This is a genomic window from Streptomyces sp. NPDC007945, assembly GCF_042958885.1.
Lineage (GTDB): Bacteria > Actinomycetota > Actinomycetes > Streptomycetales > Streptomycetaceae > Streptomyces.
Map to the genome: position 1 here is coordinate 452264 of NZ_JBIBJV010000004.1, position 24222 is coordinate 476485.

Sequence of the window (24222 nt, forward strand, 5' to 3'; positions counted from 1 at the left end):
CGCCTACCTACCGTGCCCTCCGCTTCGTCAGCCGGTCACTGTTCCCGGAGAGTCCGGAGAGCGCAGTGGATGGGGAGACTTCGGCGAGTTCGGCGAGGGCCCCCACCCACAGCTTCGGGAGGTCGGCCGCCGCCGCGGACGACCGGTCGTGAACGACCGTCATGCGAGCCGTCCCCGTCGTGCGGACGAGGGAGAAGTAGCCGAGCATGCCGGGACTGTTCAGCGCGAAGACGCCCCCTCCCAGAAGGGGCGCGTCGAGGACGCGATAGGTGCCGTTGAGGTTGATGTTGCTGATGGCCAGGCGGAAGCCGACGCGTTCCGTCGTTCGGCAGAGCAGGCGGGGTGGGATGCGGAGGAGGGCCCTCCAGCCGCTCTCCCGCAGCCCGGAGCCCTTGTGCGCGAGGGTCTGTCCGGCCAGGTCCGCCAGGCGCTGCTCCGGCGCCGCCGTGGTGCACGGCAACCGTACGATCGCCGGCAGCGCCGCGTTGCCCGGCGCGAGCGAGGCCCCCTGGGCGCGGACCGACATCGGCATCACCGCCTTCAGGTCCCTCGCCCGGCCCGTCCGCCGCTCCTGGAGGGCCGTGAGCGCACCGGCCACCGCGGCGAGGTAGACGTCGTTGACCGTCACCCCCCGACGCGACGCCACCGCCCGGAGTTCCGCCTCCGGGACGTCCGCGTACGCCATGGCCACCTGCCCGCTCCGCGGGGCGTCGCAGCCGGCCGGCACCGTCTCCCCGTCGGGGAGCTTCCCGAGCGGCCAGGTGGCCGCCCACGATACGGAGCCGCGCCGCCTTCGCACGGGCGGCCGGTAGGGGTACGGCCCCGCGCACGGCTCGTCGGCCAGCAGCGCGGCCAGGAGATGGGCGGCGCCGACCCCGTCCGTGATCGCGTGTTCGATGCGGAAGCACACCCGTTGCACGTTCTCGGCACGGCAGGTCAGCAGCCGCAGGTCCCAGCGGGGCGCTGGACGGGCGGGCAGCGGCCGGTGCTGGGCCGCGTCGGTCGCCTCCGCGAGCCGGCCGTCCGCGTGCTCTCCGCCGACGTGCAGCTCCGCCAGGGGCGGCGCGGTCCGCGTCCACGACCGCGCTCCCGGCACCGCCGCGAGATTCAGGGGTTCCAGCCCGGGCGCCCGTTCGGCCACGCGGGCGCGCAGGGCGTCGAGCGTGAACGATTCGACGGGAAAGTCCAGGACATGGCCGACCATGAACGGCTCGGCACGGCGGTCGGAGAGGAACGCGAACGCCCGGTCGAGGGCGTTCATCCTCCCCGGCCGTACCGACCCGGCACCGGACTCCTCGCCCGCGTTCCCCGACATCTTCCTGACCTGCACGAACCCACCTCGTATCCGACCGACGCGCCCTCCGCCGTGCGAACGAGCGCGCCTGCGAAGGGACACGGCACCGACAGGCGGCCGGGACGGCGCCGATCACCGGGCCGACGGCGAGGCGCTCAGAGGCGAGGCGGGGCGGCGCCGCCGTCGGCGAGAGGTCGGCCGTCGGACGCGCACCCGCCGGCGCTCACGATTCGGTCGGTCCGCTCGCGTCGAGGGCGGCCTCGACGCGGGCGGGAGCCCGCCCAGAGAACGGGCCGTACAGGGCCGCCCATTGCAGGAGCAGGATGGTCTTGCCGTCGACGATGCGCCCGTCGTGGGCCATCGCGAGGGCCTCGGCGAAGGGCAGTTCGAGGACTTCGATGTCCTCGCCGTCCTCCTCCAGTCCTCCGCCGGTGCCGGTCCGGTCGGCCGGGGTGTAGGGGGCGGCGAAGAAGTGGAGGCGTTCGGTGACGGACCCCGGGCTCATGTAGGCGTCGAGCACGGGGGTGGGCGCGCCGAGGTCGACGCCGAGTTCCTCCGCGCTCTCGCGGCGGATCGCGGTGAGCGGGTCGTCGGCGTCGAGGAGGCCCGCGGCGGCTTCGATGAGCATCCCGTCCGGGTGGTCGTTGACGTACGCCGGGTAGCGGAACTGCCGGATCAGCAGGACGCAGCCGCGTTCGGCGTCGTAGGGCAGGACGACGGCGCCGTCGCCGCGGTCGTACGTCTCCCGCTGCTGGGTCACCCACCGGCCGTCGCGGCGACGGAGGTCGAACGTCGTGCGGCGCAGAACGTGCCAGCCCTGGGAGGTGAGTTCGACGTCGCGTATCCGGACATCGGGGTTGCGGTCGAGCTCGCGCCCGGCGAGGTGAAGGCCAGTGCGCTCGCGGTGATCGGGGACGTCGACCCCCGGGCGCCCGGTCACGCCCGCCGCGTCGGCGCCGTGGCGGGAACGCCCGGCGGTCGGGAGGGGCTTCGGGTCGTCGTTCATAGCCGCTAAGGTACATGCAGAATCATGCAAGAACAGGAAGGAACGTGCATGCTGGCTGCTGAACGGCGCGAGCACCTGCTCGAACTGCTCGCCCGCAACGGGAAGATCGTGGCCAAGGACGTCGCCACCGATCTGCGCCTCTCGGAGGACACCGTGCGGCGCGACCTGCGGGACCTCGCCGCCGAGGGGCTGTGCCAGCGGGTCTACGGCGGCGCGCTCCCCGTCTCCCCTGCCGTGGTGGACTACGACGCCCGGCAGGCGCTCGCCTCCGACGCCAAGCGGAAGGTCGCCTCGCTCGCCGCGGGGCTCGTCCGACCGGGCGGCTCGGTGATCCTCGACGGCGGAACCACCGCCCTCGCGGTGGCCCGCGCCCTCCCGCGCGACCTCGCCTGCACCGTGATCACCCACAGCCCGACGATCGCCACCGCGCTGATCGACCATCCGCGTGCGGAGCTCTTCCTGATCGGCGGCCGCGTCTTCAAACACTCGGCGGTCACCTGTGGCGCCGCCGCCGTGGAGGCGGCGCGGAACGTCTCCGCGGAACTCTGCCTGCTCGGCGTCACCGGGGTCCACCCCGAGGCGGGCCTGACCACCGCGGACGCCGACGAGGCGGCGATGAAACGGGCGCTGTCCGCACGGGCCGCCGACACGTACGTCCTCGCCTCCTCCGAGAAGATCGGGACGGCCTCGCCGTACCGTGTCCTGCCGTGGGAGTCGATCACCGGGCTGATCACCGACGCGGACCCCGGGGACGCGACGGTCGGCCGGCTCCGGGCGCTCGGTGTCGACGTCCTCACGGCGGACTGAACACCGAACCGCCCGCCGCTCCAGCGCCCCCGGGATGGACGGCAGGGGAGCGGGAGGATCGGCCCGGCCAGGCCCGGGCTCGTCCGAAGGCTCCGTGCCGTTGCCGTTTCGGCAACACGGCTGGCCCGGCGCGGAGGCGCTGGGCGACGCTGGCGCCATGGCCGACGACACCGCAGCAGAAACCCTCCCCGCCGACGACTCCTCCTTCGGCGACTCCGACGACTCCCTCTTCGCCGACGGGTACGTCGGCGACCCCGCCGTGCGCGACGAGTGGGACAACCGCTATGCCGAACGCCCCCGGCTGTGGAGCGGACAGCCCAACGGGGCGCTCGTCGCGGGCGTCGCCGACCTCACGCCCGGGCGCGTGCTCGACGTCGGGTGCGGAGAGGGCGCCGACGCCATCTGGCTCGCCCGCTCCGGCTGGGACGTCACCGCCGTGGAGGTCTCCGGCGTGGCGCTGGCCCGGGCCGCCGCCCACGCCCGGGAGGCCGGCGCCCGCGTGCGCTGGGTGCACGCCGGTCTGACCGAGGCGGCGCTCCCGCCCGCCTCCTTCGACCTCGTCTCCGCGCAGTACCCCGCGCTGCTCCGCACCCCGGGATCGACGGCCGAGCGCGCCCTGCTCGACGCGGTCGCGCCCGGCGGCGTCCTGCTGTTCGTCCACCACGCTGGGATGGACGAGCACCACTCCGGCCAGGACGGTGGCTTCGACCCCGCCGACTACGTCTGGCCCTCCACGGTCGCCGCGCTCCTCGGCGACGACTGGCGCGTCGAGGTGGACGAGGAGCGGCCCCGCGTACTGCCCGGGGGCGGCGCCGGCGCCCATCACACCCACGACGTCGTGCTGCGGGCCCGCCGCCTGCGCTGACGCCGCGGAACGGCTGACGCCCCGGAACAGCGGGTCCCGGGCAGTCCCGGATCGGGCAATGGCCGGGAATCGATGACACCTCCGAGTGAAGTACGCCAAAAGGGGCGAGTCGCCCGACGTGGGCCTCGACACTGTGCCGGAGCCGGCAAACCCGGCGGAACGACATACACCCCTACCGGAGGTGGGCCCATGTCACGAGGCAGCGTGCTGCTGGCACTGCGCGAGAATCCCTTGGCCGGCGGCGTCAGTACCGAACAGGTACGGCGCATCGGCAAAGAGCTGGAGGGCCGGGGCCTGGAACCGCGCTGGGCCGCCGGGGCCGAAGAGGCCCGCGCGATCCTGCGGACCGAAGCCGGACTGGGGGCCGCGGTGGTCGCCTGGGACCTGCCGGGCGGCGCCGACGAGGAAGGCGGCGGCGCGGAGGTCCTCCGGCAGATCCAGCGCCGCTGGAAGCGGCTTCCGGTGTTCCTCCTCATGAACGACGACTCCGACCACGACCTCGAACGGCTGCCCCTGTGGGTGTCGGAGACGGTCGTCGGCTACGTCTGGCCGCTGGAGGACACCGCCGCGTTCATCGCCGGACGGATCGCGGCGGCGGCCGGCGCGTACCAGCAGAGCGTCCTGCCCCCGTTCTTCAAGGCCCTGCGGCGCTTCGACGACGCCCATGAGTACTCCTGGCACACCCCGGCACACTCCGGCGGCGTCGCCTTCCTCAAGTCCGCCACCGGCCGCGCCTTCTTCGACTACTTCGGCGAACGCCTCTTCCGCAGCGACCTGTCCATCTCCGTCGGCGCGCTCGGCTCCCTCTTCGAGCACAGCGGTCCCATCGGCGCGGCCGAGCGCAACGCCGCCCGGATCTTCGGCGCCGACCGGACGTACTTCGTGCTGCACGGGAACTCCACCGCGGACCGCATGGTGGGCCACTACAGCGTCACCGCCGACGAGATCGCCCTGGTCGACCGGAACTGCCACAAGTCGGTGCTGCACGGCCTCGTCATCTCGGGCGCCCGCCCCGTCTACCTGGTGCCGACCCGCAACGGCTATGGCCTCGCCGGCCCCCTCCCGCCGCATGCCCTCGCCCCCGAGGCCATCGCGGCCCGCGTGGCGGACCACCCCCTGGCGGCGGGCGCCGTCTCCCCCGAGGCGCAGTACGCCGTCGTGACCAACTCCACCTACGACGGCCTGTGTTACGACACCGTCGCCGCGGCCCGCACCCTCGCCCCCAGCGCCCCGCGCCTCCACTTCGACGAGGCCTGGTTCGCGTACGCCCGCTTCCACCCCCTGTACGCCGGCCGGTACGGGATGGCCGTCGGCCCCGACACCCTGCCGGACGCCGAGCGGCCGACGGTGTTCTCCACGCAGTCCACGCACAAGCTGCTGGCCGCCCTCTCGCAAGGAGCGATGGTCCACGTCCGCTCGTCGCCCCGGGCGCCCGTCGAACACGAACGCTTCAACGAGGCGTTCATGATGCACGGCACGACCTCACCGCTCTATCCGGCGATCGCCTCCCTCGACGTGGCCGCCGCCATGATGGACGGCCCCCAGGGGGAGTGGCTCATCGGCGAGGCCGTGACCGAGGCGATCCGCTTCCGGCAGGCCGTCGTCCGTGCCGGCCGCCGGATCGCCGAGGCCGGCGACCGCCCCGGGTGGTTCTTCGGCGTCTGGCAGCCGGAGACCGTCACCGACCCCGCCACCGGCCGCACCCTCCCCTTCGCCGACGCGCCCTCCGAACTCCTGCGTACGGAGGCGTCCTGCTGGCAGCTGGAGCCCGGTGCCGCCTGGCACGGCTTCGAGGGGCTCACCGACGGCTACTGCATGCTCGACCCGATCAAGGTGACCCTGACGTGCCCCGGCGTCACCGCGACGGGAGAGGTCGCGGACCGGGGCATCCCGGCCCGGATCCTCACCGCCTATCTGGAGAGCCGGGGCATCGTCGTCGAGAAGACCGACAGCTACACCGCCCTCGTCCTGTTCTCCATGGGCATCACCAAGGGCAAGTGGGGCACCCTCATGGACGCCCTGATGGACTTCAAGGCGCTGTACGACGCCGACGCGCCGCTCGACCAGGTCCTGCCCGACCTGGAGGAGCAGTACCCCCTGCGGTACGGCGGCCGCACGATCCGCGAGCTGTGCCAGAACATGCACGACCACCTCACCGGCAGCGAACTGATCGCGGCCCTCGACGCCGCCTTCCAGCAGCCCTCGGAGCCCGTCGAACCGCCCCAGCGCTGCTACCAGCGCCTCATCCGCGGCGGCACCGAACGCCTCCGCCTCGCCGAAGCCGCGGACCGCGTCGCCGCCGCCATGGTGACCGTCACCCCGCCCGGCATCCCCGTCCTCATGCCCGGCGAATCCACCGGCACCCCCGACGGTCCGCTCCTGCGCTACCTGCGGGCCCTCGAAGCGTTCGACAGGGAGTTCCCCGGCTTCCACAGCGAGGCGCACGGGGTGACGATCGACCCCGACTCCGGCGACTACCTCATCGAATGCGTCCGCCGCAGCCCCGCATGACACCCGCCGAGGCCCTGAGCGGGACGTGAAGAAAGGGGGCCCGCCTCGCCGGCGGCCCCTGATCCGCGCGAGGTGGGCCCACTTCGTCCGCCGGGGGAGGGCGCGCCGGCCTCACGACGCGCCGCGGCCGGTGCCTTCCGCCCCCTGCCCGGACACCTTCCGCCTCGGGCTGGGGACGACGCCGAGGACGAGGAGGGGGAGCGCCCCCAGGACCAGCCACGGCAGGGGGCCGCCCCGGTCGAGGAGCGCGCCGACGGGGGCGCCGGCGGCGAGCACGGCCAGGCCGGAGAGGGAGGACAGGGCTCCCGTGAAGAGCCCGAGGTGCCGGTGCTCGACGAGGTCGGGGAGCATGGCCCGGGTGGCGGGCAGGATCAGCAGCTGCCCGAAGGTGAGCAGCACCGTGAGGACGAGCGCTGCCCCTATGCCGTCCAGCGGGCGCAGCAGTGCCGCCGTGACGAAGGCCCCGGCGATGGCGAGGAGACCCGCCCGCGCCGCGCCGGGATGGTCGAGGCGCGTGGCGGCCAGCTTCTCGACCGGGCCGGAGCCGCACACGACCAGTGCGGCGGAGAGCGCGAACAACCAGCCCAGCGCGGCCTGGGAGCCGGTGGACCGTTCGAGTTCGGCGGGCAGCGCCAGGTAGAGCTGGTTGTAGGCCAGCAGGTAGACCGCGTACGCGGCGGCGAGCCGGAGGAAGCGCCGGTTGCCGAGGACGAGCCGAGCCGCCGCCGGGACGCCCGGCCCGTCGGGCGGAGTCGCCGACCCCGCTCCGTCCTTCTCGGGCATCAGCACGAAGTGGGCCGCCAGGACGACGACGAAGACGGCCGCACCGGCGAAGCACGCCCCACGGAAGGCGCCGTCACCGCCCCACGTGAGGAGGAGGGATCCGACGGCCGGGCCGACGAGGGCGCCGGCCTGGCCGCCGGCCGAGAACCGGGCGAGGGTCCGGGTGCGGCGGGGACCTCCCGCGTCCTCGACACGCAGCGCCTCGCGGGTGATCTCGGACTCGACCGCCGGGGAGAACAGCGCGGCGGCGAAGCCGACGAGGGTGACGGCCCCGATCACCGCCCCGACGCCGGTCGCCTCCGCCAGCCAGCAGAATCCGGCGACCCGCAGAGCACAGCCGACGAGGACCACCGGACGCGGCCCGTACCGGTCGGTGAGCATGCCTCCGACGACGAAGAGGCCCTGCTGGCTGAAGGTCCGCAGCCCGAGGACGAGCCCGACGACGGCTCCGCTCAGGCCGAGCGTTCCGGCAAGGTGCTCGGCGAGGTACGGCAGGACGGCGAAGAACCCCACATTGAAAGCGAATTGACTGCCGATCAGGAGTCGGCCGAGGGACGTCACGGGGCGAGCTCGCCGTCACGCATGGTCAGGACGCGGTCGCTGACGTGCCGGACGGCCGCGTGGTCGTGGGAGATGAGCAGGAAGCCGACGCCCAGGGAGTCCCGCAGGTCCATCAGCAGGTTGAGGATGCCCGCCCGCAGTGACGGGTCGAGGGCGGAGGTCGGCTCGTCGAGCACGAGGAGATCGGGGCGCGTGGCCAGCGCCCGGGCGATGACGACACGCTGGCACTGCCCTCCGGACAGCTCGTGCGGGAGCCGCGGCCCGTGGGCGGGGGAGAGCCCGACGCGTTCCATCAGTTCGTCCACGCGGGCCGGACCGGCCGCCCGGGACCAGCGGCCGTGCACGCGCAGGGGTTCCGCGATCTGGTCGCGGACCCGGCGGCGCGGGCTCAGGGCCCCGTGGGTGTCCTGGAAGACCGGCTGGAACCTGGGCCGCAGACGGCGCAGTTCGCGCTCGGGCAGGTGGGTGAGGTCGACCCCGGCGAAGCGCACCGTGCCGGCCGTCGGCCGGAGCAGGCGCAGCACGGCCAGCGCGGTCGTCGACTTGCCGCAGCCCGAGGGGCCGACCAGCCCGACCGCCTCCCCGGCACCGACCGTGAAGGACACCCCGTGCACGACCTGCCGGGCTCCGTACCGTACGACGAGGTCACGCACGTCCAGGAGGGGATTCACGCCGCCTCCCCGGACGGGTGGTGGCAGGCGACCGCACGGCCGTCCACCGTACGGAGCGCCGGTTCCTCTCGCCGGCAGAGGTCGTCCGCGCCCGGGCAGCGGGGGGCGAAGCCGCACCCGGCGCCGGCCGTTCCCGGAGCGGGCGGGGAGCCGGCGAGGACGGGCAGGCGCGTCCGGCGGGGGACGCCGGGCCGCGGGAGGGAGGCGAGCAGGCCCCGGGTGTACGGGGCGACCGGCCGTTCCAGTACCGGCTCGTCCCCGCCGAGTTCGGTGATCCGTCCGGCGTACATGACGGCCACGCGGTCGGCGTGCCGCCGTACCGCCGTCAGGTCGTGGCTGACGAGCAGCAGCGTCGCCCCCGCGGCCGCGCAGCGCTCGCGGAGGAGCGTCAGCACCTGTTCCCGGCGTTCGGGATCCAGTGCGGTGGTCGGCTCGTCGGCCACGACCAGCGCCGGGCCGTTCACCAGGGCCAGCGCGATGACGGCGCGCTGCCGCATTCCGCCCGACAGGGCGTGCGGGTACGCGCCGGCCGCGTCCGGACCGAGGCCGACCGCGGCGAGCGCGCCCCGAGCCGCCGACAGCGCCTCGCGCCGTCCCGCATGCGCCACCGTCCGCACGGCGAAGGCCAGTTGGTCCTCGACGCGGTGCACCGGCGACAGGGCCGACACCGCGTCCTGGGGGATCCACGCGACACGGCGGCCGAGATGGGCACGGGTGACCGGACCGCCGTCCAGCAGCACCCGTCCTCGTACGGTGACTCCGCGCGGCACCATCCCCAGCAGTGCCCGCGCGGTGAGGGACTTGCCGGCCCCGGACTCGCCGACGAGGGCGAACACCTCACCGGCGGCCAGGTCGAAGGAGACTCCGCGGACGGCCTCGTCACCGTCGGGGAAGCGGATCCGCAGACCGTTCACGCGCAGCAACGGAGCCGGAGCGTCGGACAGGGGGAGAGACGGGGGGACGGCCGGAGAGGGAGCCGGGCGGGGCGGGGGAGAGGAGGGAGACGGGGGGAGGTGCGGAGGGAAGGGCACGGTGGAGGACTTTCATCGGAGCGAGCACGGAACCGGGGGAGCGCGGCCCGGGGCGGCGGGTCGTGCCGAGGGACGAGAGGCAGACCGCCAGCGCGGCGAGCAGGGCGAGTGCCACGGCAGGGGCGAGAGCGGGGACGGGGGCGCGCTCGACGTAGTCGGCCGACTCGTCGAGCAGCAGCCCCCACTCGGGCGAGGGGGGCCGGGCGCCGAGGCCCAGGAAACCCAGCGACGCCAGGGCGAGCGCGACGCCGGGCAGGCGCAGTACGGCGTGCCGGGCGACCGGGCCGGCCACCGACGGCAGCACGTGCCGCGTCCACACCCACAGGGGGCCGGCACCGATGGCCCGCTGGGCCGACAGGAACCGGGAGGCCCGTATCTCCTGGACCAGGGCGGCGGCGTGCGCGGCGAGCGGCGGCCAGGACACCAGGGTCACGGCCAGCGCCGCCGCCCCGCTTCCCGGACCGGTGACCGCGGCGACCAGCATGCCGGTGAGGACCGGCGGCAGCGCGTTGGCGACGTCCGAGAAGCCGGTCGCCACACCCGGGACGAAACCGAGGAGGAGCGCGATCAGCCAGCCGGTCGCCGTCACCGCCGCGGCGGTACCCACCGTCGCCGCGGCGCCGTGCCCCAGGCGGGCGAGCACGTCCCGGCCGAGCGCGTCCGCGCCGAGCGGATGCGCTCGGGACGGCCCCGCGAGCCGAGCGGCCACGTCCACCGCGTACGGGTCGCGCAGCAGCCCCCACCCGACCACCCCCAACAACACGAGCGCGAGCGCCACCGGCACGGCGAGCGGGATCCGATGGGGACGCGGCGTCGGAAGCGCGAGCCCGGCCTCCCGCAGCGCGGGCCCCAGCAACCGGCGCCGGACCAGCGCCGCCGCGGCCCCGGCGAGCAGCCCCAGAGCCAGCAGCGCGAGGACGCAGCCCTGGAGCAGCGGCAGGTCCTGCGACGTCGCCGCCCCGAGCGCCGTACGGCCGATCCCGGGCACGGCGAACACCGTCTCCACCGCCACCGCCCCGCCGGTCAGGCCGACGGCCACCATCCCGAACTGAGCGGCGAGGGCGGGCATCGCGCGGCGTAGCGCGGCCCCGGTGATCCGCCACCGGCCGATGCCCGCCCCGCGCCACGCCTCCACCCACCGCTCCTCGAACACGGCGGGCAGGGCGTCGGCGACCAACCGGCCCAGGAGCGCACCGGCCGGCACGCCGAGCGCCACGGCCGGCAGCATCAGGTGCGACGGCCCCGCCCAGCCGGACGTGGGCAGCCATCCCAGCCACACGCCGACCGTGAGCAGGAGGATCAGGGCGAGCAGGAACTCGGGCACCGCCGCGAGCACCGCGCCAGACGTCCCGCCCGTGGGCCGTCCCCGCAGGAGCGCCGGGGCGGCGAGCAGCGCCCCCACGGCGAGGGCGACCGCCAGGGCCGCCCCCATGAGGGTCCCCGAGACCCCGAGCCCGGAGACCACCGCCGCCCGCACGTCGCCGCCCGACACCCACGAGACCCCCAGGTCGCCGCGGAGCAGCCCGGCCAGCCAGTCGCCGAGAAGCCCGCCGGGGCCCGCGTCCAGGCCGAGATCGGCGCGGATCGCGGCCAGCGCCTCGGGCGTCGGAGCCTGCTCAGCGGACCGGGCGCGCAGCAGCGTGAGCGCCGGATCCCTGCCGGAGAGCCACGGGAGCAACCCGACCGCGGCCATGACGGCGGCCAGGGCGACGAGCCGAGCGAGGCCAGACCGTACGGCGGCGGCGGAAGGCGTACGACGCGGCGCGAGAACGCGCTCACGCGCGGACGCGTGCGAGCCGTGCGGGGCGGGGAGCCCGCCCCTCGAAGGCGCGCACAGTCCGGGGCGACGGAGGACGCCGTGCGGTGACGGAGCGGTCAGACGGAAAAGGCGGCGCCTTGTCGGCGCGAGGAGGCGGAAGAGGCGACGCCTTGTGGGCGCGAGGAGGTGGATGACGTGGCGCCTCGTGGGCGCGAGGAGGTGGGAGGCGCGGCGCCTTGTGGGCGCGAGGAGGTGGATGACGTGGCGCCTCGTGGGCGCGAGGAGGTGGGAGGCGCGGCGCCTTGTGGGCGCGAGGAGGTGGAAGACGTGGCGCCTCGTGGACGCGAGGAGGTGGAAGAGGCGACGCCCTGTGGGTGCCAGGAGGTGGAGGACGCGGTGTCTCGCGGGCGCGAGGAGAGCTCGGAGGCGGTGCCTCGGAGGCGCGTTCTCGCCGGTGCCCTTCCGTCCTGCGCGTCGGTGGGGCGCCCTCACCGGACGTGCGTGTCGAGGGTGACGAGCTCGCGCTCGCGCGGATCGTGCGCGGCGCCCACCACGTTCTCGGCGTCGCCCTGGATCACCCGCTCGTGCAGGAGCGGCACGGCCGCGTCCGTGGCGAGCACCGCGGCCTCGGCCGCGACGACGGCCTTGCGCCGGGCCTCGCCCGTCCCCGTCGCCGCGGCGGCGGAGAGAGCGGAGTCGACGGCGGGATCGGAGAGCTGGGAGATGTTGAAGGAGCCGTCGCCCGCGAAGTCGCTGTACAGGTACGCCGCCGGGTCACCCGAGTCGAGGACGGTGGCCCGGGAGAGGACGAAGGCGTCGAACTTCCCCGCCAGGGCGTCGGCTTCGATGTGCGCGTACTCCCGCACGTCCAGCTCGACCTCGAACCCGGCCTCGCGCAACTGCTGCTGGAGCAGCTGAGCGACCTCGGGCAGCTCGGCCCGGTCCGTGAACGTGCCGATGGTGATCCGGGCACCCTTCGGGTCTCCGGCCGTCGTGCGCCGCGCCGGGCCGCGCAGCTTCGCCGCCCACGGCAGGGCCGGTCCGAGCAGTCCGTGGGCCAGGTCCGCACGGCCCTCGTACACCCCCGCGACGAGGCTCCGCGCGTCGACGGCCTCACGGGCGGCGGCCCGCAGCGCGGGATCGCGGAAGGCGCCGCGCTCGGTGTTCAGGTACAGGGTGTTGGTCCGGGGCATCGGCACCTCGGTGACGAGGTCCGGGTCCAGCAGACCGGCCTGGGCGACGGGCACCGCCTCCACGATGTCCGCCTCACCGCTGCGCAGCGCGGCGGCCCGGGCGGTGCCGTCGGGCACGTAGCGGACGTCGATGCCCGCGGCCTTCGCCCGGCCGCCCCAGTAGCGGTCGTACCGGTCGAGGGTCGCCGACGAGGTGCCGTCGGCACGCACGAGCACGAACGGTCCGGTGCCGGCGCCGACCGGGTTCACGCTCCTGCCCCGGTACGCCTTGGCGGAGAGGATCGACAGCTGGGGGGAGCTGAGTCGCTGCGGCACGAGGGGGTCGGCCCGGGAGGTGGTCACGGTCACCGCGCGCGGGCCGTCAGCCCGGACGGTGAGGTCGACGCCGTCGAGGATCCGCGGCTTGGGGGAAGCCGTCGCGGCGGCGGAGAGGGAACGGACGACGTCCGCGGAGGCGAGCGGGCTGCCGTCGTGGAAGGTGACGCCCTCGCGCAGGGTGAACGTCCAGGTCCTGCCCTGCTGCCGCCACTCCGTGGCGAGGGAGGGAAGGGCGTCGCCGTCGGGGTTCAGCCGGACGAGCGTCTCCGCCGTGGACCAGCGCGACAGCTTGAAGGCGTCGTCGGAGAGGGGGGAGAGCCCCGAACGGGGCGGCTGCATCATCGCCACGCGTATGCGTCCGTCGTCACTCCTGGACCCTCCGCCGGCCCGGCTACCGCCGCCCGCGAAGCAGCCGCCGAGGAGGGCGGTGGCCGTGACGGCGGAGAGGAGGGCGGTCACGCCGCGGCGGGTGCGGCGCGGTTTTTCGGAAGGGCGAGACATGCGGATCCCCAAGGGTGTGGTGCGGTGAGGATCCAGACCTTAACAGAATGAAAATCATATTCGTTAACGGGGTGATGGGGTACGGGGGCGGGTCCGAAGGTGCGGCGAGGGCGAGGGGAGGGCGGGGTCGGGGTCGGGGTCGGACGTGTGCGGCCGGTGCGCGGTCAGGCGGCGCGCAGGTGCCGTACCGCGTCTTTCGACAGGCCGACGCGGACGAGCGCCGCGGCGAGGCTCGCGTGCTCCTCCGGAGGCACGAGGTCCCCGAGTCCGCGAGGTGTGTGCGGGAGGCCGAGCTCCTGCGCCGTCCGGCACGCCCGGTCGTCGAAGTACGGGCGCAGCCACGGCCAGACCGCCTGGACCTCCCGGCAGAAGATGTCCGCGCCGACCGGGCCGATCCGCGGAACCTCCCGGAGCAGCCCGCGCAGGGCGTCCGGGTCGCCGTCCGCCTCGTCCCCCAGGCGGCGGAGGTCACCGCCCCAGCGATCGAGCACGAGGCGTGCGCCGTCGCCGAGTGCCGTGGCGGTGCTCTCGTCGTACCGCACGTAGTGGGCCCGGCCCAGGGCGTCCACCCGGGCCTGCCAGCTGGAGCCCGCCATCGCCCGGGGCGTCCGGAACCCGGCCCGCGACAGTTCCCGCGCCGCCGCGACCGCCGTGTCGGCGCCGATCCGGATCGAGCAGAGCACCGTGAGCACCAGGAGCCGGTACAGCGGGGAGGGCTTGTCGCGCAGGGTGATGCCCGCCTGCCGCGCGTAGGTCCGGCCGTACTCGGACAACAGCCTGGAGGTCATCGTGTCGGCGGTCATCGGCCGGGCACCTCGCCTTCGTACGCCGGTGTACGTCGTCCCGTACGCATCCCCCGTCGAGCGACTGCCCCGCGGGGGCGCTGTCACACCGCGGCGTGTCCCCGCCCGGTCCACGGGGTAGACGCGGAAACCGGAGAGGAGGAGACGGGAGGGCAGGGGAGGGGAGAGGCGAGCATCATCCGCGAACGAAGGAAGCCATGACCACCACCGCCATCCGCGTGAGCGGCCGGACCGTCGAGATCAAGCGCGCGGGCAAGGAACTCTTCCCCGACGACGGCATCACCAAGGCCGACCTCGCCGCCTACTACCGCAGGGTCGGCCCGCGCATCCTGCCGCACCTGCGCGGGCGCCCGCTGATGCTGGAGCGGTACCCCGACGGCATCGCCGAAGGCCGCTTCATGCAGAAGGACACGCCCGACCACTTCCCGGACTGGATCCACCGCGTGGAACTGCCCAAGGAGGGCGGCACCGTCACGTACGCGGTCTGCGACGACCTGGCCTCCCTCCTCTACCTCGTCGACCAGGCGTGCGTCACCCCCCACCGCTGGCTGTCCAGAGCGGACCGGCCGGACCACCCCGACCGCCTGGTCTTCGACCTGGACCCTCCCGGCGAGGACTTCGAACCGGTCAGGCGGACCGCCGCCCGGCTTCGCGAGCTGCTCGCCGAGCTCGACCTGCCGGCGGCCCTGATGACCACCGGCTCGCGCGGACTGCACGTCGTGGTGCCGCTCGATCGCCGTACCGCCTTCGACGAGGTACGGGCGTTCGCCGGCGACGTCGCCGAACTGCTGGCCGCCCGCCACCCGGACGAGCTCACCACCGCGCCCCGCAAGCAGGCCCGCGAGGGACGGCTCTACCTCGACATCCAGCGCAACGGCTACGCCCAGACGGCCGTCACCCCCTACGCCGTCCGCGCCCGCCCCGGCGCCCCGGTCGCCACCCCGCTGAGCTGGACCGAACTCGACGCCCCCGATCTCACCGGGAGGCGCTGGACCCTCGCCAACCTCGACGAACGCCTGGAGGAAGACGATCCCTGGAAGCGAGAACTGCCCCGAGGCCGCTCCCTGAAGGCGGCCCGCGGGCGGCTGGAGAAGCTCACCTCATGAGCTGGTCTGATCATGGAGACTGACGCAGGGACCGGCCCGCCGACCCGTCCGACCCCGCCGAAGCCCGACGACCCGACAGGACCATGAGGCCTGCCGGACCCGTCGAAGCCGCGCCCCGCACCCCCGACGAACCCCTTCCCGCCGGGCCGTCCGGCGCCCCGGCCCGGGCCGGGGCCGGTACCGGAACGTGAGTCCTGGACCCGTCCGCAACGAGCGACAGAGGTCCGTCCACCCGCCCGCTGACGGGGGCGGGCGGCACATTCGCCCGCCGCGTCGTCTGCGACGATCGCGGCATGACCGCCCACCGCACACCTCCACCGCCGGAAGCGCCGCGCCCGGCGGCGTGCCCCGTGTCGGCGGCGTCCTCGGCACCGTCCACGTTCTCCGCGCCGGCCCACCTCTCCGCGTCGGCCACGGCCGTCCTCGCGGCGCTGCTGGACCGTTCGGTGGACCGCATGGCGGAAGCCGCGGCGGACGTCCGCCTCTTCGACCGGGAGGCGGTGCGCGAGGCGGCGGACGTATGGGACAACAACCTCTTCCCGCTGTTCTGGGCCATGAGCACGCCGCGCGCCGGAAGGCGCGAGCGCCGGGCGGCGGCCGTACTGGAGTGGATGGCCGGTCTCGGCGAACGGCGGCGCGTGTGGATGACCGAGCAGGCGGCCGTGGTCGGCTACGACGTGGCGGCGCTCCTGTCGGCACCGGACGAGCCGTACGCACCGGGCCGGGACTACCGTGGGCACGTCATGGCGCCGCAGGGCCGGCTCACGCGTGAGCGGATGGAGGAACTGGCCGCCGACTACGACATGACGACCGCGACCGTCCGCCACCTGAGGGTGGAGCGTGCCGGGAGCGAACTGACCGCGTTCCTCCGACTCGACGTCGCCCGCAGGTTCGCCGTCGAAACTGCCGCGCCTGCCGCCCTGTTGAGCCTGTGGCTGGACCGCGTCACCGACGCCGACTTCACGGCCCCGGGCGAGGGCGGTGTGACCCTGGACGCCGGGCCGGGGGAGATCGGGATAGCCCTGGGCAGCGGCGGACGACTCCGCGCGGCCGGCGCCTTGTACCACCCGGACGACCGCTCATGGCACCTGTCGGCCGCCGGTCGACGCGCGGACGCGATCACCCCTCCCCGCCCCGAGCGGCCGGAGCGCCGGCGGAAGGCGCCGGGCGGAGCCCTGGGACCCGACGCGCACGCCGCCGCCACCCTCCTGCGCATGGCCATGCTGGAGCTCCGCTCGGTGCGTTACCCGGAGCGCGCGGATCGCGTCCCGGTTCTGGAGCTGTGCCGGGCGTTCTCCGGGGCGGGCCAAGGGATCCTCGCCGCCGGGTCGAAGGTCTGCGCACGCCGCCGGGAGGCGGCCTTCCGCGCGCTGATCCGCGAATGGGCCGTCCGGGGCGGCCCCCGGCTCGCGCGCGGGTTCGCGCGCGTCCTCAAGACCGCGGCGGGCCGCACGGACCTCATCGAGGCGCCGAAGACCGCCGACCGGACGCCGCCGTCCCCCGTGGCCGACGCACCCGGGCGCGGAACGCCCTCCAGGGCGGTGCTCGTCATGGCCTCGTGGACGGCCGCGCACACCGACTACGGGACGGAACGACCGGCTGCCGCGCAGTTCCAACTCGCCCTGCCACCCCGCCCCGACGACCCGGCGCCGGGACGCTGGAGACTCCGTACGGTCGGCTGCGCGGAGCCGGTAGCCTTCCGCCTCCGCGCAGCCGCGTTCGAGGGGGCGGGGCCGCTCGTCCAGGTGGAGGCGCCGAACGCGGCCCGCGGTCTCGACCTGCATCAGGGGGCCTTGCACGTCGCAGCCGAGGACGGCTGGAGCGCGTCCGCGAGCTGACCGCAGGGAGGGGGCAGGGGGCTCAGCGCAGCGAGGACCTGTCGGTCGGGAGCAGCCGCAGCCTCTGCGGTGCCCTCGCCCAGCGGTCCGAGAGGATCGGCAGGAGCTCCTCGCGCCAGCGTTCCACCCGCTCCAGCCGCTCCAGATGCCGGTCGAGCTCGGCTTCGTCGGCGAAGCGCGCGAACCAGACGAACACCTCCTCGTCCCGGCGTACCGGCAACGCGGGGAAGGTGTTCGGCGCGTGTTCCGACCGGAGGCACGCCAGGGGCTCGCACCCGGTCTCGGCCAGGACGGGCCGCACGCGCCGCCGGAAGAAGTCGACGAAAGCGGCGTCGAACGGGCCGCGCCCGTACCAGATCGTGGCGAGGAAGAGCGACCGCCGCCGAGGAGGCGGCGCGCCGGGAGCCGGCCGGGAGCCGACCGGCACCGGGAACCCGCCGTGCGCCGAGGCGGGTCGCAACAGCAGCACGTCATCGGAGTCGACCATCGTCGCGTTCGCCTCGCGCCGGTGGGCCGCCCAGACCGGCCCACCGTAGAAGTCCTCCAGGGCCTCGGCACGACGATCCATGTCCGCGAAACCGCGCAGCCAGACGAACCGGTCGGGATCGTCCAGGTCGCGGAACTGGCCCAGGAGGGTCGCACCCACGGCCTCCTGGGACTCGACGAACTCCCGGTCGAACAGGTCGATCAGCGCGTCTCGGCGTCCCGGGCGCAGCGTGTACTGCCGCAGCTCGACGACGCCGGCGGGACACCGCAGGGCTTCCACCACACGTGCTCCTCGTTCATTGCTGGAACAGAAATTGTTACGACAAGTGGCAGGGTGAGGGGATGGACTGCCGACCCGCTGGCCCGGCCAGCCGCATGGCCTCCCGCCCGCCCGCCCGCACCGTCGCCGGCCCGTGTCCGTACCACCTGACCTGGCCCTGACCTGCCTGGCCCGCCGGCCCGCGCCCTTCCGTCAGTTCGCCAGCGACTCGCGCAGGACATCGGCGATCGACGTGGCCGCCAGCTCCTGCCGAAGGGCCTGCTCGACCCGGTCGTAGACCCCGCTCAGGGCGGGGCGGATGCCCCGGCCGACCGGGCACTCCAGGTTGGGCTCGGTGCGGTGCAGGCCGAACGGCGGCTGCGCGTCGACGGCGTCGTACACGTCGAGCAGCGTGATCCGCTCGGGCTCGCGCCCCAGGCTCCACCCGGCGCCGGCGCCGTGGCGCACCTTCACCAGGCCGGCGCGCCGCAGGTCGCCCAGGCTGCGCCGGATGACCACGGGGTTGGTGTTGACGCTGGCCGCCACCTGCTCGGACGTGAGGACCTCCTGGCCTCGGCGCTGTGCCAGCGCCAGCCAGGCCAACGCGTGTGCCGCGATGGTCAATCGACTGTTGGCCGCCATCATCCCTCCTTGTCGCAACAGCTTCTGTTACAGCCGACGCGGTTGTCAACGCCGAGCCCCTGGCCCACACGCTCACCGGCCGCTTCGCCCTCCAGCCTGCGCGCGAGGTGGGCCTGATCTACCGTCACCTCAAGCCGTCCAACGTCGTCGTGACCATGGACCGCCCCGCGTCATCGACTCCGGCATCGCCCGGGCGATGGACACCGGCCTGAACGCCCACCTCTTCCGGGTCGCCGACGAGGAAGCCGTCTCGTTGCGGCGTGCCGGGCCCGCTCATCGACCTCGTACGGCCATGCCGCGACAAGGAGCCGACCACGCGGCTCGCCCCGCACGAGGCGGCCGCGCGCACGGCCAGCGCCGAGGCGGGGGAGTGGCCGCCCGGAGCGGTAGTCGCCCAGCTCGACCGCCGCCGCGCCGCGCCCCTGCTGGGACTACGCTCCTGCTGCTCCTGCTGCTCCTGCTGCTCCTGCTGCTCCTGGTGCGCCCGGCGCGGCCGCCCTGACCGATGTCGGCGTCGGCCTCCTGCTCACGGGCGTCGGACACCTTCCCTATCGGGGCGTGCGGGGCAACGGCCCGTCCCTGCGGTCACCGACCGACGGTGTCGAGGAGGACCTGCGCCAGTTCGCGCGGCTGGGAGAACATCGGCCAGTGGCCGGTGTCCATCTCGACCAGCCGCCAGCGCTCGCCGGCCAGCAGCTTCGCCACGTCATCGCTCGGTTCGGGGTCGCCGAGCGTGCACTTGACGTACGTCGCCGGGAGGTCGCCCAGCGGCCGTTCCAGCGCGGCGGGTTCGGTCAGCGTGGCGCCCGGGTGCGGCGTCGAGCCGCGCACGATGCGTGCGATCTGCTCGTCGGTGAGCCCGTGGCCCTCGAAGTGGGCCGCAGTCGCGACCGGCCAGAATCCCTCGTTCTCGGCGAGCGATGCCCTCATCGCCGCCCCGCCGTCCGGCCAGGAGGAGACGAACGGTTCGCCGTCGACCGGAACGCTGGAGTCGACGAAGACCACGCCCGCCAGCCGGTCGCCGATCCGCTCGGCGGCCTGACCGACCGGGATGCCCGAGTAACTGTGACCTACCAGGACGACCTCGCGAAGGTCCTGGCGCTCGACCTCGTCGACGATGTCCTGAACATGGGTGCGCTGCCCGGCCGGCACGCCTCGCTTCTCCGCGAGACCGGACAGCGTCAGCGGGTGGACACCGTGTCCGGCCGCCTCCAGATGCGGCACCACCCCGTCCCACGCCCACGCTCCGAGCCGAGCACCTGCAACCAGCACGTAGTTCACCATGGCCGCACCCTAGCGAAGCGCCCGTACAGCGGCTCCGGAAATATTTCCGATAGCTCCCAGGCCCCCTGGAGGTGGTCAGCGATCAGGGCCGATGTCGCGGTGCGTGAGGGGTACGGGCCCGCTGCTTGGCCTCTCCGGTCGTGCCCGAGGGCGATCGGTTAAGACGGCTCTCATCTGGGGCGCCTAGCGTGCGCCGCATGGATACGAAGACGACCGAGAAGACCGACGGGGCGGCGGTACGCCTGGACGGCGAAAGCGTCGGCGACCGTACGGACCTGTCCGACGAGCTGCACGACGACGCACGCGCAGACGCCCACGAGGACGCCCGCGACGACGAGGGCGACGGTGCATTCGTCCGGGACGAGGAGGCGGACGACGACACAGACGGTGGGGCCGCCCGGCCGGATGCCACCGGTGTCGGTGCCGCCGCCGCGGCCGTCGTCTCCGCCGCGCTCTCCGTCGTCGCCCTGACGGGCACCTGGACCGGCAGGGTCGTCGCCGAGCGCGAGACGCTCGTCGGCCAGATCAAGACCTCCGGCACCGGCACCCCGGCCCAGCAGATCAGCGAGATCTACGGCGACGCCTGGCACAGCACCGCGCTGGTCAACGGCATCTTCGCGCTCCTCGCCGTGATCGTCGCGGGCCTCGTTCTGACGCTGCCCCGGCGCCCCGCCTGGGTGCGCGCGGTCGCCGTCGCGGGCGCGGTCCTCGGGGGCGTCGGCCTGCTCCTCTCGGCCGGCACCTACTTCGACCTGTTCCTGAGCCTCCCGACCGCCGGATCCTGACATCCGTCCGGCGTGGCCCTGCCGCGCAGAGCGGGCCACGCCGCACGCGCCCCCCGCGGAAAGGGCCCCTTCACGCCCCATCCACCCACGCGTGCCCGAGTGGCGTGAGGGTCTCGGCGCGGGCGTTCCGCCGGCTCGGCCAGCGGCTCGTCGACCTGGCTCATCCACCGGATCGTCCACCGGCTCGTCGACCTGGCTCATCCACCGGATCGTCCACCGGCTCGTGCGTCGGCCTCTCCGTCGGTGGGGGCCACCGGCTCGGCCGCCGGTCGGGCCACCGGCGGACGGGGACGGTCTCAGACTCCGGCGGTCGCGGTCCGTGCGATGCGTGCGAGGGTGGTGCGCATGCCGGCCCGGTTGAGTGCCACCCGGCGGGCGGGATTCGACCCCGCGAAGACCGTTCCGAGGAGTTCGGCGGCCCGGGCGCGGAATCCTTCGGTGCGCAGGTCCTGCCAGAACTCGGTGACCCGCGTGCCCGAGCCCTCCGGTTCGAACCGGTAGCCCCAGCGAGCGATCGGCAGTCCGAAGGCGCTGATGTCGAAGACGAAGGCGCTGTCCCGGCGGGCCTGGGTCACGCGTCCCACGGTCGGCCACAGGAACGGGCCGCGCCGGTTGAACCCGATGAACCGGGAGCCGGGGCGGGCCGGCGGCCGCGGCACCCACACGCCCCGGCACTCCGGGCTCCAGCGGCCCATGTTCCGGAGGTCCGACACCAACGCGTAGACCACCACGGGCGGCGCGTCGACCACGACGCTCTCCTCCAGGCTCCACTGCCGGTCCATGGCCCGCTCCCTCCGCACCGCGCGACACCGTCGCCGCTCATTCCTACTCGCGGGTACGTTAGTTGCCGCGGCGGCCGCCTGTCCTCCGTTCCCGGGTTCGGGTGTCGCGGGCGGGACGACCTGCCGCTGAGCGAAGGAGAAGTACATGACCGAGGTCTGCGTCATCCTCGACATCGGCGGCGTCCTGGAGTTCACCCCCGACACGGGCTGGGTGCAACGGTGGGAGGACCGACTGGAGTTGCCACACGGCACCGTGCACGCACGGATGCACGACATATGGCGCGCCGGGAGCGTTGGGAGCGTCGGCGAGCCGGAGGTGCGCGCACAGGTGGGGGTCCGCCTGGGGCTCGACGCGCCGCAGGTCGAGGCCTTCATGGCCGACCTCTGGACGGAATACCTGGGGACACCCAACGAGGAGCTCATCGCCTACCTCCGAGGGCTGCGCGGAACCTGCAGGCTGGGCATCCTCAGCAACAGCTTCGTCGGCGCCCGCGAGCGGGAGACCAGCCTGTACCGCTTCGACGAGCTGGTGGAACAGATCGTCTACTCGCACGAGCTCGGCATCGAGAAGCCCGACCCCCGCGCCTACGACGCCGTGTGCGCCGCCCTGGGCGTGCGGCCGGAGGACTGCCTGTTCGTCGACGACGTCACGGTCCACGTCGAGGCCGCGCGGGCGAGGGGCATGCAGGCGCACCTGTTCGAGGACAACGCCCGCACCATCGCGCGCATCGCGGCCCACCTCGATCGGGCCCCGCTCCCACGGGTCGCGCGGCGTCCCTCCGACCGGACGTGATCAGGACGCCGGCTCCTCCGGAGGCGGCGCAGCGCCCGTTCGACCGGCCTGCGGGGCGGCGGCGCCCGCCACAGGAGGGCCGGAACCGCACGCGGCGGCGTCAGTCGATGCGGATGGCCAGCATGCAGGCGTCGTCGTCGTGGCCCGTCTGCTGCTCCGGGTCCGCGAGGATCGTGTCCATCAGGGCCCGGGGCGTCGGGTCGGGGACGGCGGCGACGAGGTCGGCGAGGCGTTCGATGCCCTTGGTGACGTCCTCGCCCCGTCGCTCCACCATGCCGTCCGTGTAGAGCAGCAGCAGGTCCCCGGGGCGCAGACGCGTCGTGGTGGTCTGGTACGCGTAGCCGGGCAGCGCGCCGAGCAGGGGCCCGCGTTCGGTGGTGCGCAGGGGCCGGGCACGCCCGTCACGGAGGAGGATCGGGGCCGGGTGGCCGGCGTCCGCCCAGTACAGGTCGCGGGCCTCGTCGATGTGGCCGGTGACGACCGTGGCGGTCTGCTCGACCGGGTCGCTGCAGACCAGTTCGTTGAGCCAGGTCGTGATCTCGCCGGCCGAGGCGCCGGTCTGCGCCAGGCCGGCCAGGGCGTGGCGCTGCTGGGACATGCGGGCGACGGCGTCCAGGCCGTGACCGGCGGCGTCACCGATGGCGATCAGGACCCGTCCGTCGGGCAGCAGCCGGCACTTGTACCAGTCGCCGCCGACGGCCGCGTCGGGTTCGGCGGGCCCGTACGATGCCGCCACGGTCAGCCCGACCGCCGCCAGCGCCTCGGAGTGGGTCGGCAGCAGTGCCTCGCGCAGCGCGTCCGCGACCCGCCGTTCGGCCCGTGCCTGGCGCCGGAGCCGGTCGGACTCGCGCTCCGTCTCGGCGAGCCTGCGGCGGCTGCGGATCTGCGGCGTGAGGTCGCGGGCTATGAGGTTCACCGCCCAGGGCCTGCCGTCGGTACCGGCGACGGGCCTGCCGAGCAAATCGAGTGTGCGGACCTCGCCGAGGACGAGGAAACGGATGCGCGTCCAGGCGGGTTCCTCGCCCGCGAGGACCGAGGTGATGAACTCCGAGAAGGCGGTGAGGTCGTCCGGGAGGAGGGCGTCGCACAGCTGCTCCAGCGACCAGGGCATCCGGATGTCGGCGTGGAAGATCCGGCTCAGCCCCTCCGACCAGGTCACCTTCCCGGACAGCAGGTCCCAGTTGCCCCAGCCGAAGGACGCGAGGTACTGGGCGTCGATCGTCAGGAGCTCGGTCTGGCTCTGCACGGGCCGCCACGTCGCCAGGATCTGCTCGCCGCAGCGCGCGGCCGAGTAGAGGAGCGGTGCGCGGTGCAGCCGCCCCAGCCGCTGCTCCGTGTAGTCGACGACGCGGCCCTCCAGCGGGCCGCCGCCCGCGGCGACCTCCGAGAGGCCCGCGAGCAGCCCGCTCGTCGCCGCCCCCGGCCGGGCCTCCAGGAACCGCTGTCCGACCTGCCGGTGCGGCGCCTCCAGCCACTCGGCGGACCGGATCCGATTGCCGGCGACGATGCGGAAGTCGCGGACCGCCCCGGCCTCGTCGCGCATCGCTTCGAGGAGGACGGCGGACGCCGGAATCGCTTCCAGGACGGAGCACGTACCGGTGGCACCGGGGTCATGGGTACTGCAGAGGCAGCCGTCCGACGAACCGTCCCGCGTGGGCAGGCTGGGGGTCGGCGACAGCGCCTGCGCGGACGCGGTGACCTCCTCGCCGGGCCCGGGAGCGGCCGGCCGGTCGGTGGCCCTGCGGACCGCCGACCGCAGACCGGCCACCTCCTCGCCGATGAGGACCTTCAGGTCCTCGACGTTGTCGGGCAGCGGAAACCCCATGATCGCCTCCCGTGGCCGGTGGACGCACCACCATGCCGGCGGCCCCGGCCCTGCCACCACCGACGCGCTCTTCCTCCGGCCACTGCCCACCCCACGGACCCCCCATGCGCGGGCCCGAGGACGACCGTCGCCGTTCCGCGTCCTGCGGGGCGGCGTGACGCCCGTGCTCAGCATCCCGTCCTCCGCCGTGGGACCCGGCGGGTCGCACCCGGAGACAGACGCCACCCGGACCTTCCCCTCCACCGCGCCCTCCCCCCCCCGCGCCCCCGAACGAAGGGAATCCCCACGCCTCCCGCCCCCGCCGTCCCGCCGCGCACGT

At 74.4% G+C, this 24222-nt stretch carries 20 protein-coding genes; 7 read left to right on the forward strand and 13 right to left on the reverse strand.

The annotated features are described in order from the left end of the window. Window positions 1–7: 7 nt before the first annotated feature. Both ACFZCF_RS16175 and ACFZCF_RS16180 read right to left on the reverse strand, forming a co-directional pair. On the reverse strand, window positions 8–1330 hold the full coding sequence (locus tag ACFZCF_RS16175; protein ID WP_391286954.1) for a hypothetical protein: 1323 nt from the start codon (window positions 1328–1330) through the stop codon (window positions 8–10). Window positions 1331–1517: 187 nt separating this feature from the next. Continuing rightward, on the reverse strand, window positions 1518–2234 hold the full coding sequence (locus ACFZCF_RS16180; protein WP_391287097.1) for an NUDIX domain-containing protein: 717 nt from the start codon (window positions 2232–2234) through the stop codon (window positions 1518–1520). Between the two features lie 114 nt (window positions 2235–2348). Here ACFZCF_RS16180 and ACFZCF_RS16185 point away from each other — a divergent pair, with 114 nt between their 5' ends. The 3 genes from ACFZCF_RS16185 to ACFZCF_RS16195 all read left to right on the forward strand — a co-directional run bounded on the left by ACFZCF_RS16185 (window position 2349) and on the right by ACFZCF_RS16195 (window position 6483). After that, a complete protein-coding gene (locus ACFZCF_RS16185; protein ID WP_391286955.1) occupies window positions 2349–3107 on the forward strand; it encodes a DeoR family transcriptional regulator in 759 nt (252 codons plus the stop codon). A gap of 157 nt (window positions 3108–3264) precedes the next feature. Continuing rightward, complete coding sequence (locus tag ACFZCF_RS16190; RefSeq protein ID WP_391286956.1) at window positions 3265–3972, forward strand: methyltransferase domain-containing protein; 708 nt, start codon at window positions 3265–3267, stop codon at window positions 3970–3972. A gap of 189 nt (window positions 3973–4161) precedes the next feature. Further along, window positions 4162–6483 carry an Orn/Lys/Arg decarboxylase N-terminal domain-containing protein gene (locus ACFZCF_RS16195; RefSeq protein WP_391286957.1) on the forward strand — a complete coding sequence of 774 codons (2322 nt, stop codon included), beginning with the start codon at window positions 4162–4164 and terminating at the stop codon, window positions 6481–6483. 111 nt (window positions 6484–6594) lie between these two features. On the opposite strand, the gene ACFZCF_RS16200 is transcribed toward ACFZCF_RS16195, so the two are convergent. From ACFZCF_RS16200 to ACFZCF_RS16225, 6 genes are all read right to left on the reverse strand, one after another. Continuing rightward, window positions 6595–7827: an MFS transporter gene (locus tag ACFZCF_RS16200; RefSeq protein ID WP_388449378.1), complete on the reverse strand. Its 1233-nt coding sequence runs from the start codon at window positions 7825–7827 to the stop codon at window positions 6595–6597. Next, window positions 7824–8498, reverse strand: a complete 675-nt coding sequence (locus ACFZCF_RS16205; protein WP_391286958.1) for an ATP-binding cassette domain-containing protein — start codon at window positions 8496–8498, stop codon at window positions 7824–7826. The genes ACFZCF_RS16200 and ACFZCF_RS16205 overlap by 4 nt, the downstream gene beginning before the upstream one ends. Continuing rightward, window positions 8495–9412: an oligopeptide/dipeptide ABC transporter ATP-binding protein gene (locus ACFZCF_RS16210; RefSeq protein WP_391286959.1), complete on the reverse strand. Its 918-nt coding sequence runs from the start codon at window positions 9410–9412 to the stop codon at window positions 8495–8497. The genes ACFZCF_RS16205 and ACFZCF_RS16210 overlap by 4 nt, the downstream gene beginning before the upstream one ends. Beyond that, on the reverse strand, window positions 9378–11222 hold the full coding sequence (locus tag ACFZCF_RS16215) for an ABC transporter permease subunit (RefSeq protein ID WP_391286960.1): 1845 nt from the start codon (window positions 11220–11222) through the stop codon (window positions 9378–9380). Before ACFZCF_RS16215 ends, ACFZCF_RS16210 begins: the two co-directional genes overlap by 35 nt. A 554-nt stretch (window positions 11223–11776) precedes the next feature. Beyond that, on the reverse strand, window positions 11777–13300 hold the full coding sequence (locus ACFZCF_RS16220; protein WP_391286961.1) for an ABC transporter substrate-binding protein: 1524 nt from the start codon (window positions 13298–13300) through the stop codon (window positions 11777–11779). Between the two features lie 164 nt (window positions 13301–13464). Then, entirely contained in the window at window positions 13465–14103 is a 639-nt protein-coding gene (locus ACFZCF_RS16225) for an endonuclease (RefSeq protein ID WP_391286962.1), read from the reverse strand. 197 nt (window positions 14104–14300) lie between these two features. On the opposite strand from ACFZCF_RS16225, the gene ligD reads away from it, so the two are divergent. Continuing rightward, window positions 14301–15209: a non-homologous end-joining DNA ligase gene (gene ligD / locus ACFZCF_RS16230; protein WP_391286963.1), complete on the forward strand. Its 909-nt coding sequence runs from the start codon at window positions 14301–14303 to the stop codon at window positions 15207–15209. Window positions 15210–15502: 293 nt separating this feature from the next. After that, on the forward strand, window positions 15503–17047 hold the full coding sequence (locus ACFZCF_RS16235; RefSeq protein WP_391286964.1) for a hypothetical protein: 1545 nt from the start codon (window positions 15503–15505) through the stop codon (window positions 17045–17047). Between the two features lie 22 nt (window positions 17048–17069). Here ACFZCF_RS16235 and ACFZCF_RS16240 read toward each other — a convergent pair whose 3' ends face one another. The 3 genes from ACFZCF_RS16240 to ACFZCF_RS16250 form a co-directional block, all read right to left on the reverse strand. Then, window positions 17070–17816 (reverse strand): NIPSNAP family protein, encoded by a 747-nt coding sequence (locus ACFZCF_RS16240; RefSeq protein WP_391286965.1) that lies wholly within the window; start codon window positions 17814–17816, stop codon window positions 17070–17072. Window positions 17817–18005: 189 nt separating this feature from the next. After that, window positions 18006–18434: an Rrf2 family transcriptional regulator gene (locus ACFZCF_RS16245; RefSeq protein ID WP_388449369.1), complete on the reverse strand. Its 429-nt coding sequence runs from the start codon at window positions 18432–18434 to the stop codon at window positions 18006–18008. 585 nt (window positions 18435–19019) lie between these two features. After that, the gene (locus ACFZCF_RS16250) at window positions 19020–19718 is read right to left on the reverse strand and encodes an alpha/beta fold hydrolase (protein ID WP_391286966.1); all 699 of its coding nucleotides are present in this window, start codon (window positions 19716–19718) and stop codon (window positions 19020–19022) included. Window positions 19719–19915: 197 nt separating this feature from the next. On the opposite strand from ACFZCF_RS16250, the gene ACFZCF_RS16255 reads away from it, so the two are divergent. Beyond that, complete coding sequence (locus tag ACFZCF_RS16255) at window positions 19916–20503, forward strand: hypothetical protein (RefSeq protein WP_391286967.1); 588 nt, start codon at window positions 19916–19918, stop codon at window positions 20501–20503. Between the two features lie 296 nt (window positions 20504–20799). Here ACFZCF_RS16255 and ACFZCF_RS16260 read toward each other — a convergent pair whose 3' ends face one another. Then, a complete protein-coding gene (locus tag ACFZCF_RS16260) occupies window positions 20800–21285 on the reverse strand; it encodes an SRPBCC family protein (RefSeq protein ID WP_391286968.1) in 486 nt (161 codons plus the stop codon). Window positions 21286–21430: 145 nt separating this feature from the next. Here ACFZCF_RS16260 and ACFZCF_RS16265 point away from each other — a divergent pair, with 145 nt between their 5' ends. Further along, on the forward strand, window positions 21431–22078 hold the full coding sequence (locus ACFZCF_RS16265; RefSeq protein ID WP_391286969.1) for an HAD-IA family hydrolase: 648 nt from the start codon (window positions 21431–21433) through the stop codon (window positions 22076–22078). A gap of 100 nt (window positions 22079–22178) precedes the next feature. On the opposite strand, the gene ACFZCF_RS16270 is transcribed toward ACFZCF_RS16265, so the two are convergent. Beyond that, complete coding sequence (locus ACFZCF_RS16270) at window positions 22179–23903, reverse strand: SpoIIE family protein phosphatase (protein ID WP_391286970.1); 1725 nt, start codon at window positions 23901–23903, stop codon at window positions 22179–22181. Window positions 23904–24222: the final 319 nt, after the last annotated feature.

Bases quoted from the DNA above. Each gene is read 5' to 3' on its own strand.
- ACFZCF_RS16185 (WP_391286955.1), top strand. From the start codon at position 2,349: ATGCTGGCTGCTGAACGGCGCGAGCACCTGCTCGAACTGCTCGCCCGC.
- ACFZCF_RS16190 (WP_391286956.1), top strand. From the start codon at position 3,265: ATGGCCGACGACACCGCAGCAGAAACCCTCCCCGCCGACGACTCCTCC.
- ACFZCF_RS16195 (WP_391286957.1), top strand. From the start codon at position 4,162: ATGTCACGAGGCAGCGTGCTGCTGGCACTGCGCGAGAATCCCTTGGCC.
- ACFZCF_RS16215 (WP_391286960.1), bottom strand. From the start codon at position 11,222: ATGGCCGCGGTCGGGTTGCTCCCGTGGCTCTCCGGCAGGGATCCGGCG.
- ACFZCF_RS16220 (WP_391286961.1), bottom strand. From the start codon at position 13,300: ATGTCTCGCCCTTCCGAAAAACCGCGCCGCACCCGCCGCGGCGTGACC.
- ACFZCF_RS16225 (WP_391286962.1), bottom strand. From the start codon at position 14,103: ATGACCGCCGACACGATGACCTCCAGGCTGTTGTCCGAGTACGGCCGG.
- ligD (WP_391286963.1), top strand. From the start codon at position 14,301: ATGACCACCACCGCCATCCGCGTGAGCGGCCGGACCGTCGAGATCAAG.
- ACFZCF_RS16235 (WP_391286964.1), top strand. From the start codon at position 15,503: ATGACCGCCCACCGCACACCTCCACCGCCGGAAGCGCCGCGCCCGGCG.
- ACFZCF_RS16245 (WP_388449369.1), bottom strand. From the start codon at position 18,434: ATGGCGGCCAACAGTCGATTGACCATCGCGGCACACGCGTTGGCCTGG.
- ACFZCF_RS16250 (WP_391286966.1), bottom strand. From the start codon at position 19,718: ATGGTGAACTACGTGCTGGTTGCAGGTGCTCGGCTCGGAGCGTGGGCG.
- ACFZCF_RS16255 (WP_391286967.1), top strand. From the start codon at position 19,916: ATGGATACGAAGACGACCGAGAAGACCGACGGGGCGGCGGTACGCCTG.
- ACFZCF_RS16260 (WP_391286968.1), bottom strand. From the start codon at position 21,285: ATGGACCGGCAGTGGAGCCTGGAGGAGAGCGTCGTGGTCGACGCGCCG.
- ACFZCF_RS16265 (WP_391286969.1), top strand. From the start codon at position 21,431: ATGACCGAGGTCTGCGTCATCCTCGACATCGGCGGCGTCCTGGAGTTC.
- ACFZCF_RS16270 (WP_391286970.1), bottom strand. From the start codon at position 23,903: ATGGGGTTTCCGCTGCCCGACAACGTCGAGGACCTGAAGGTCCTCATC.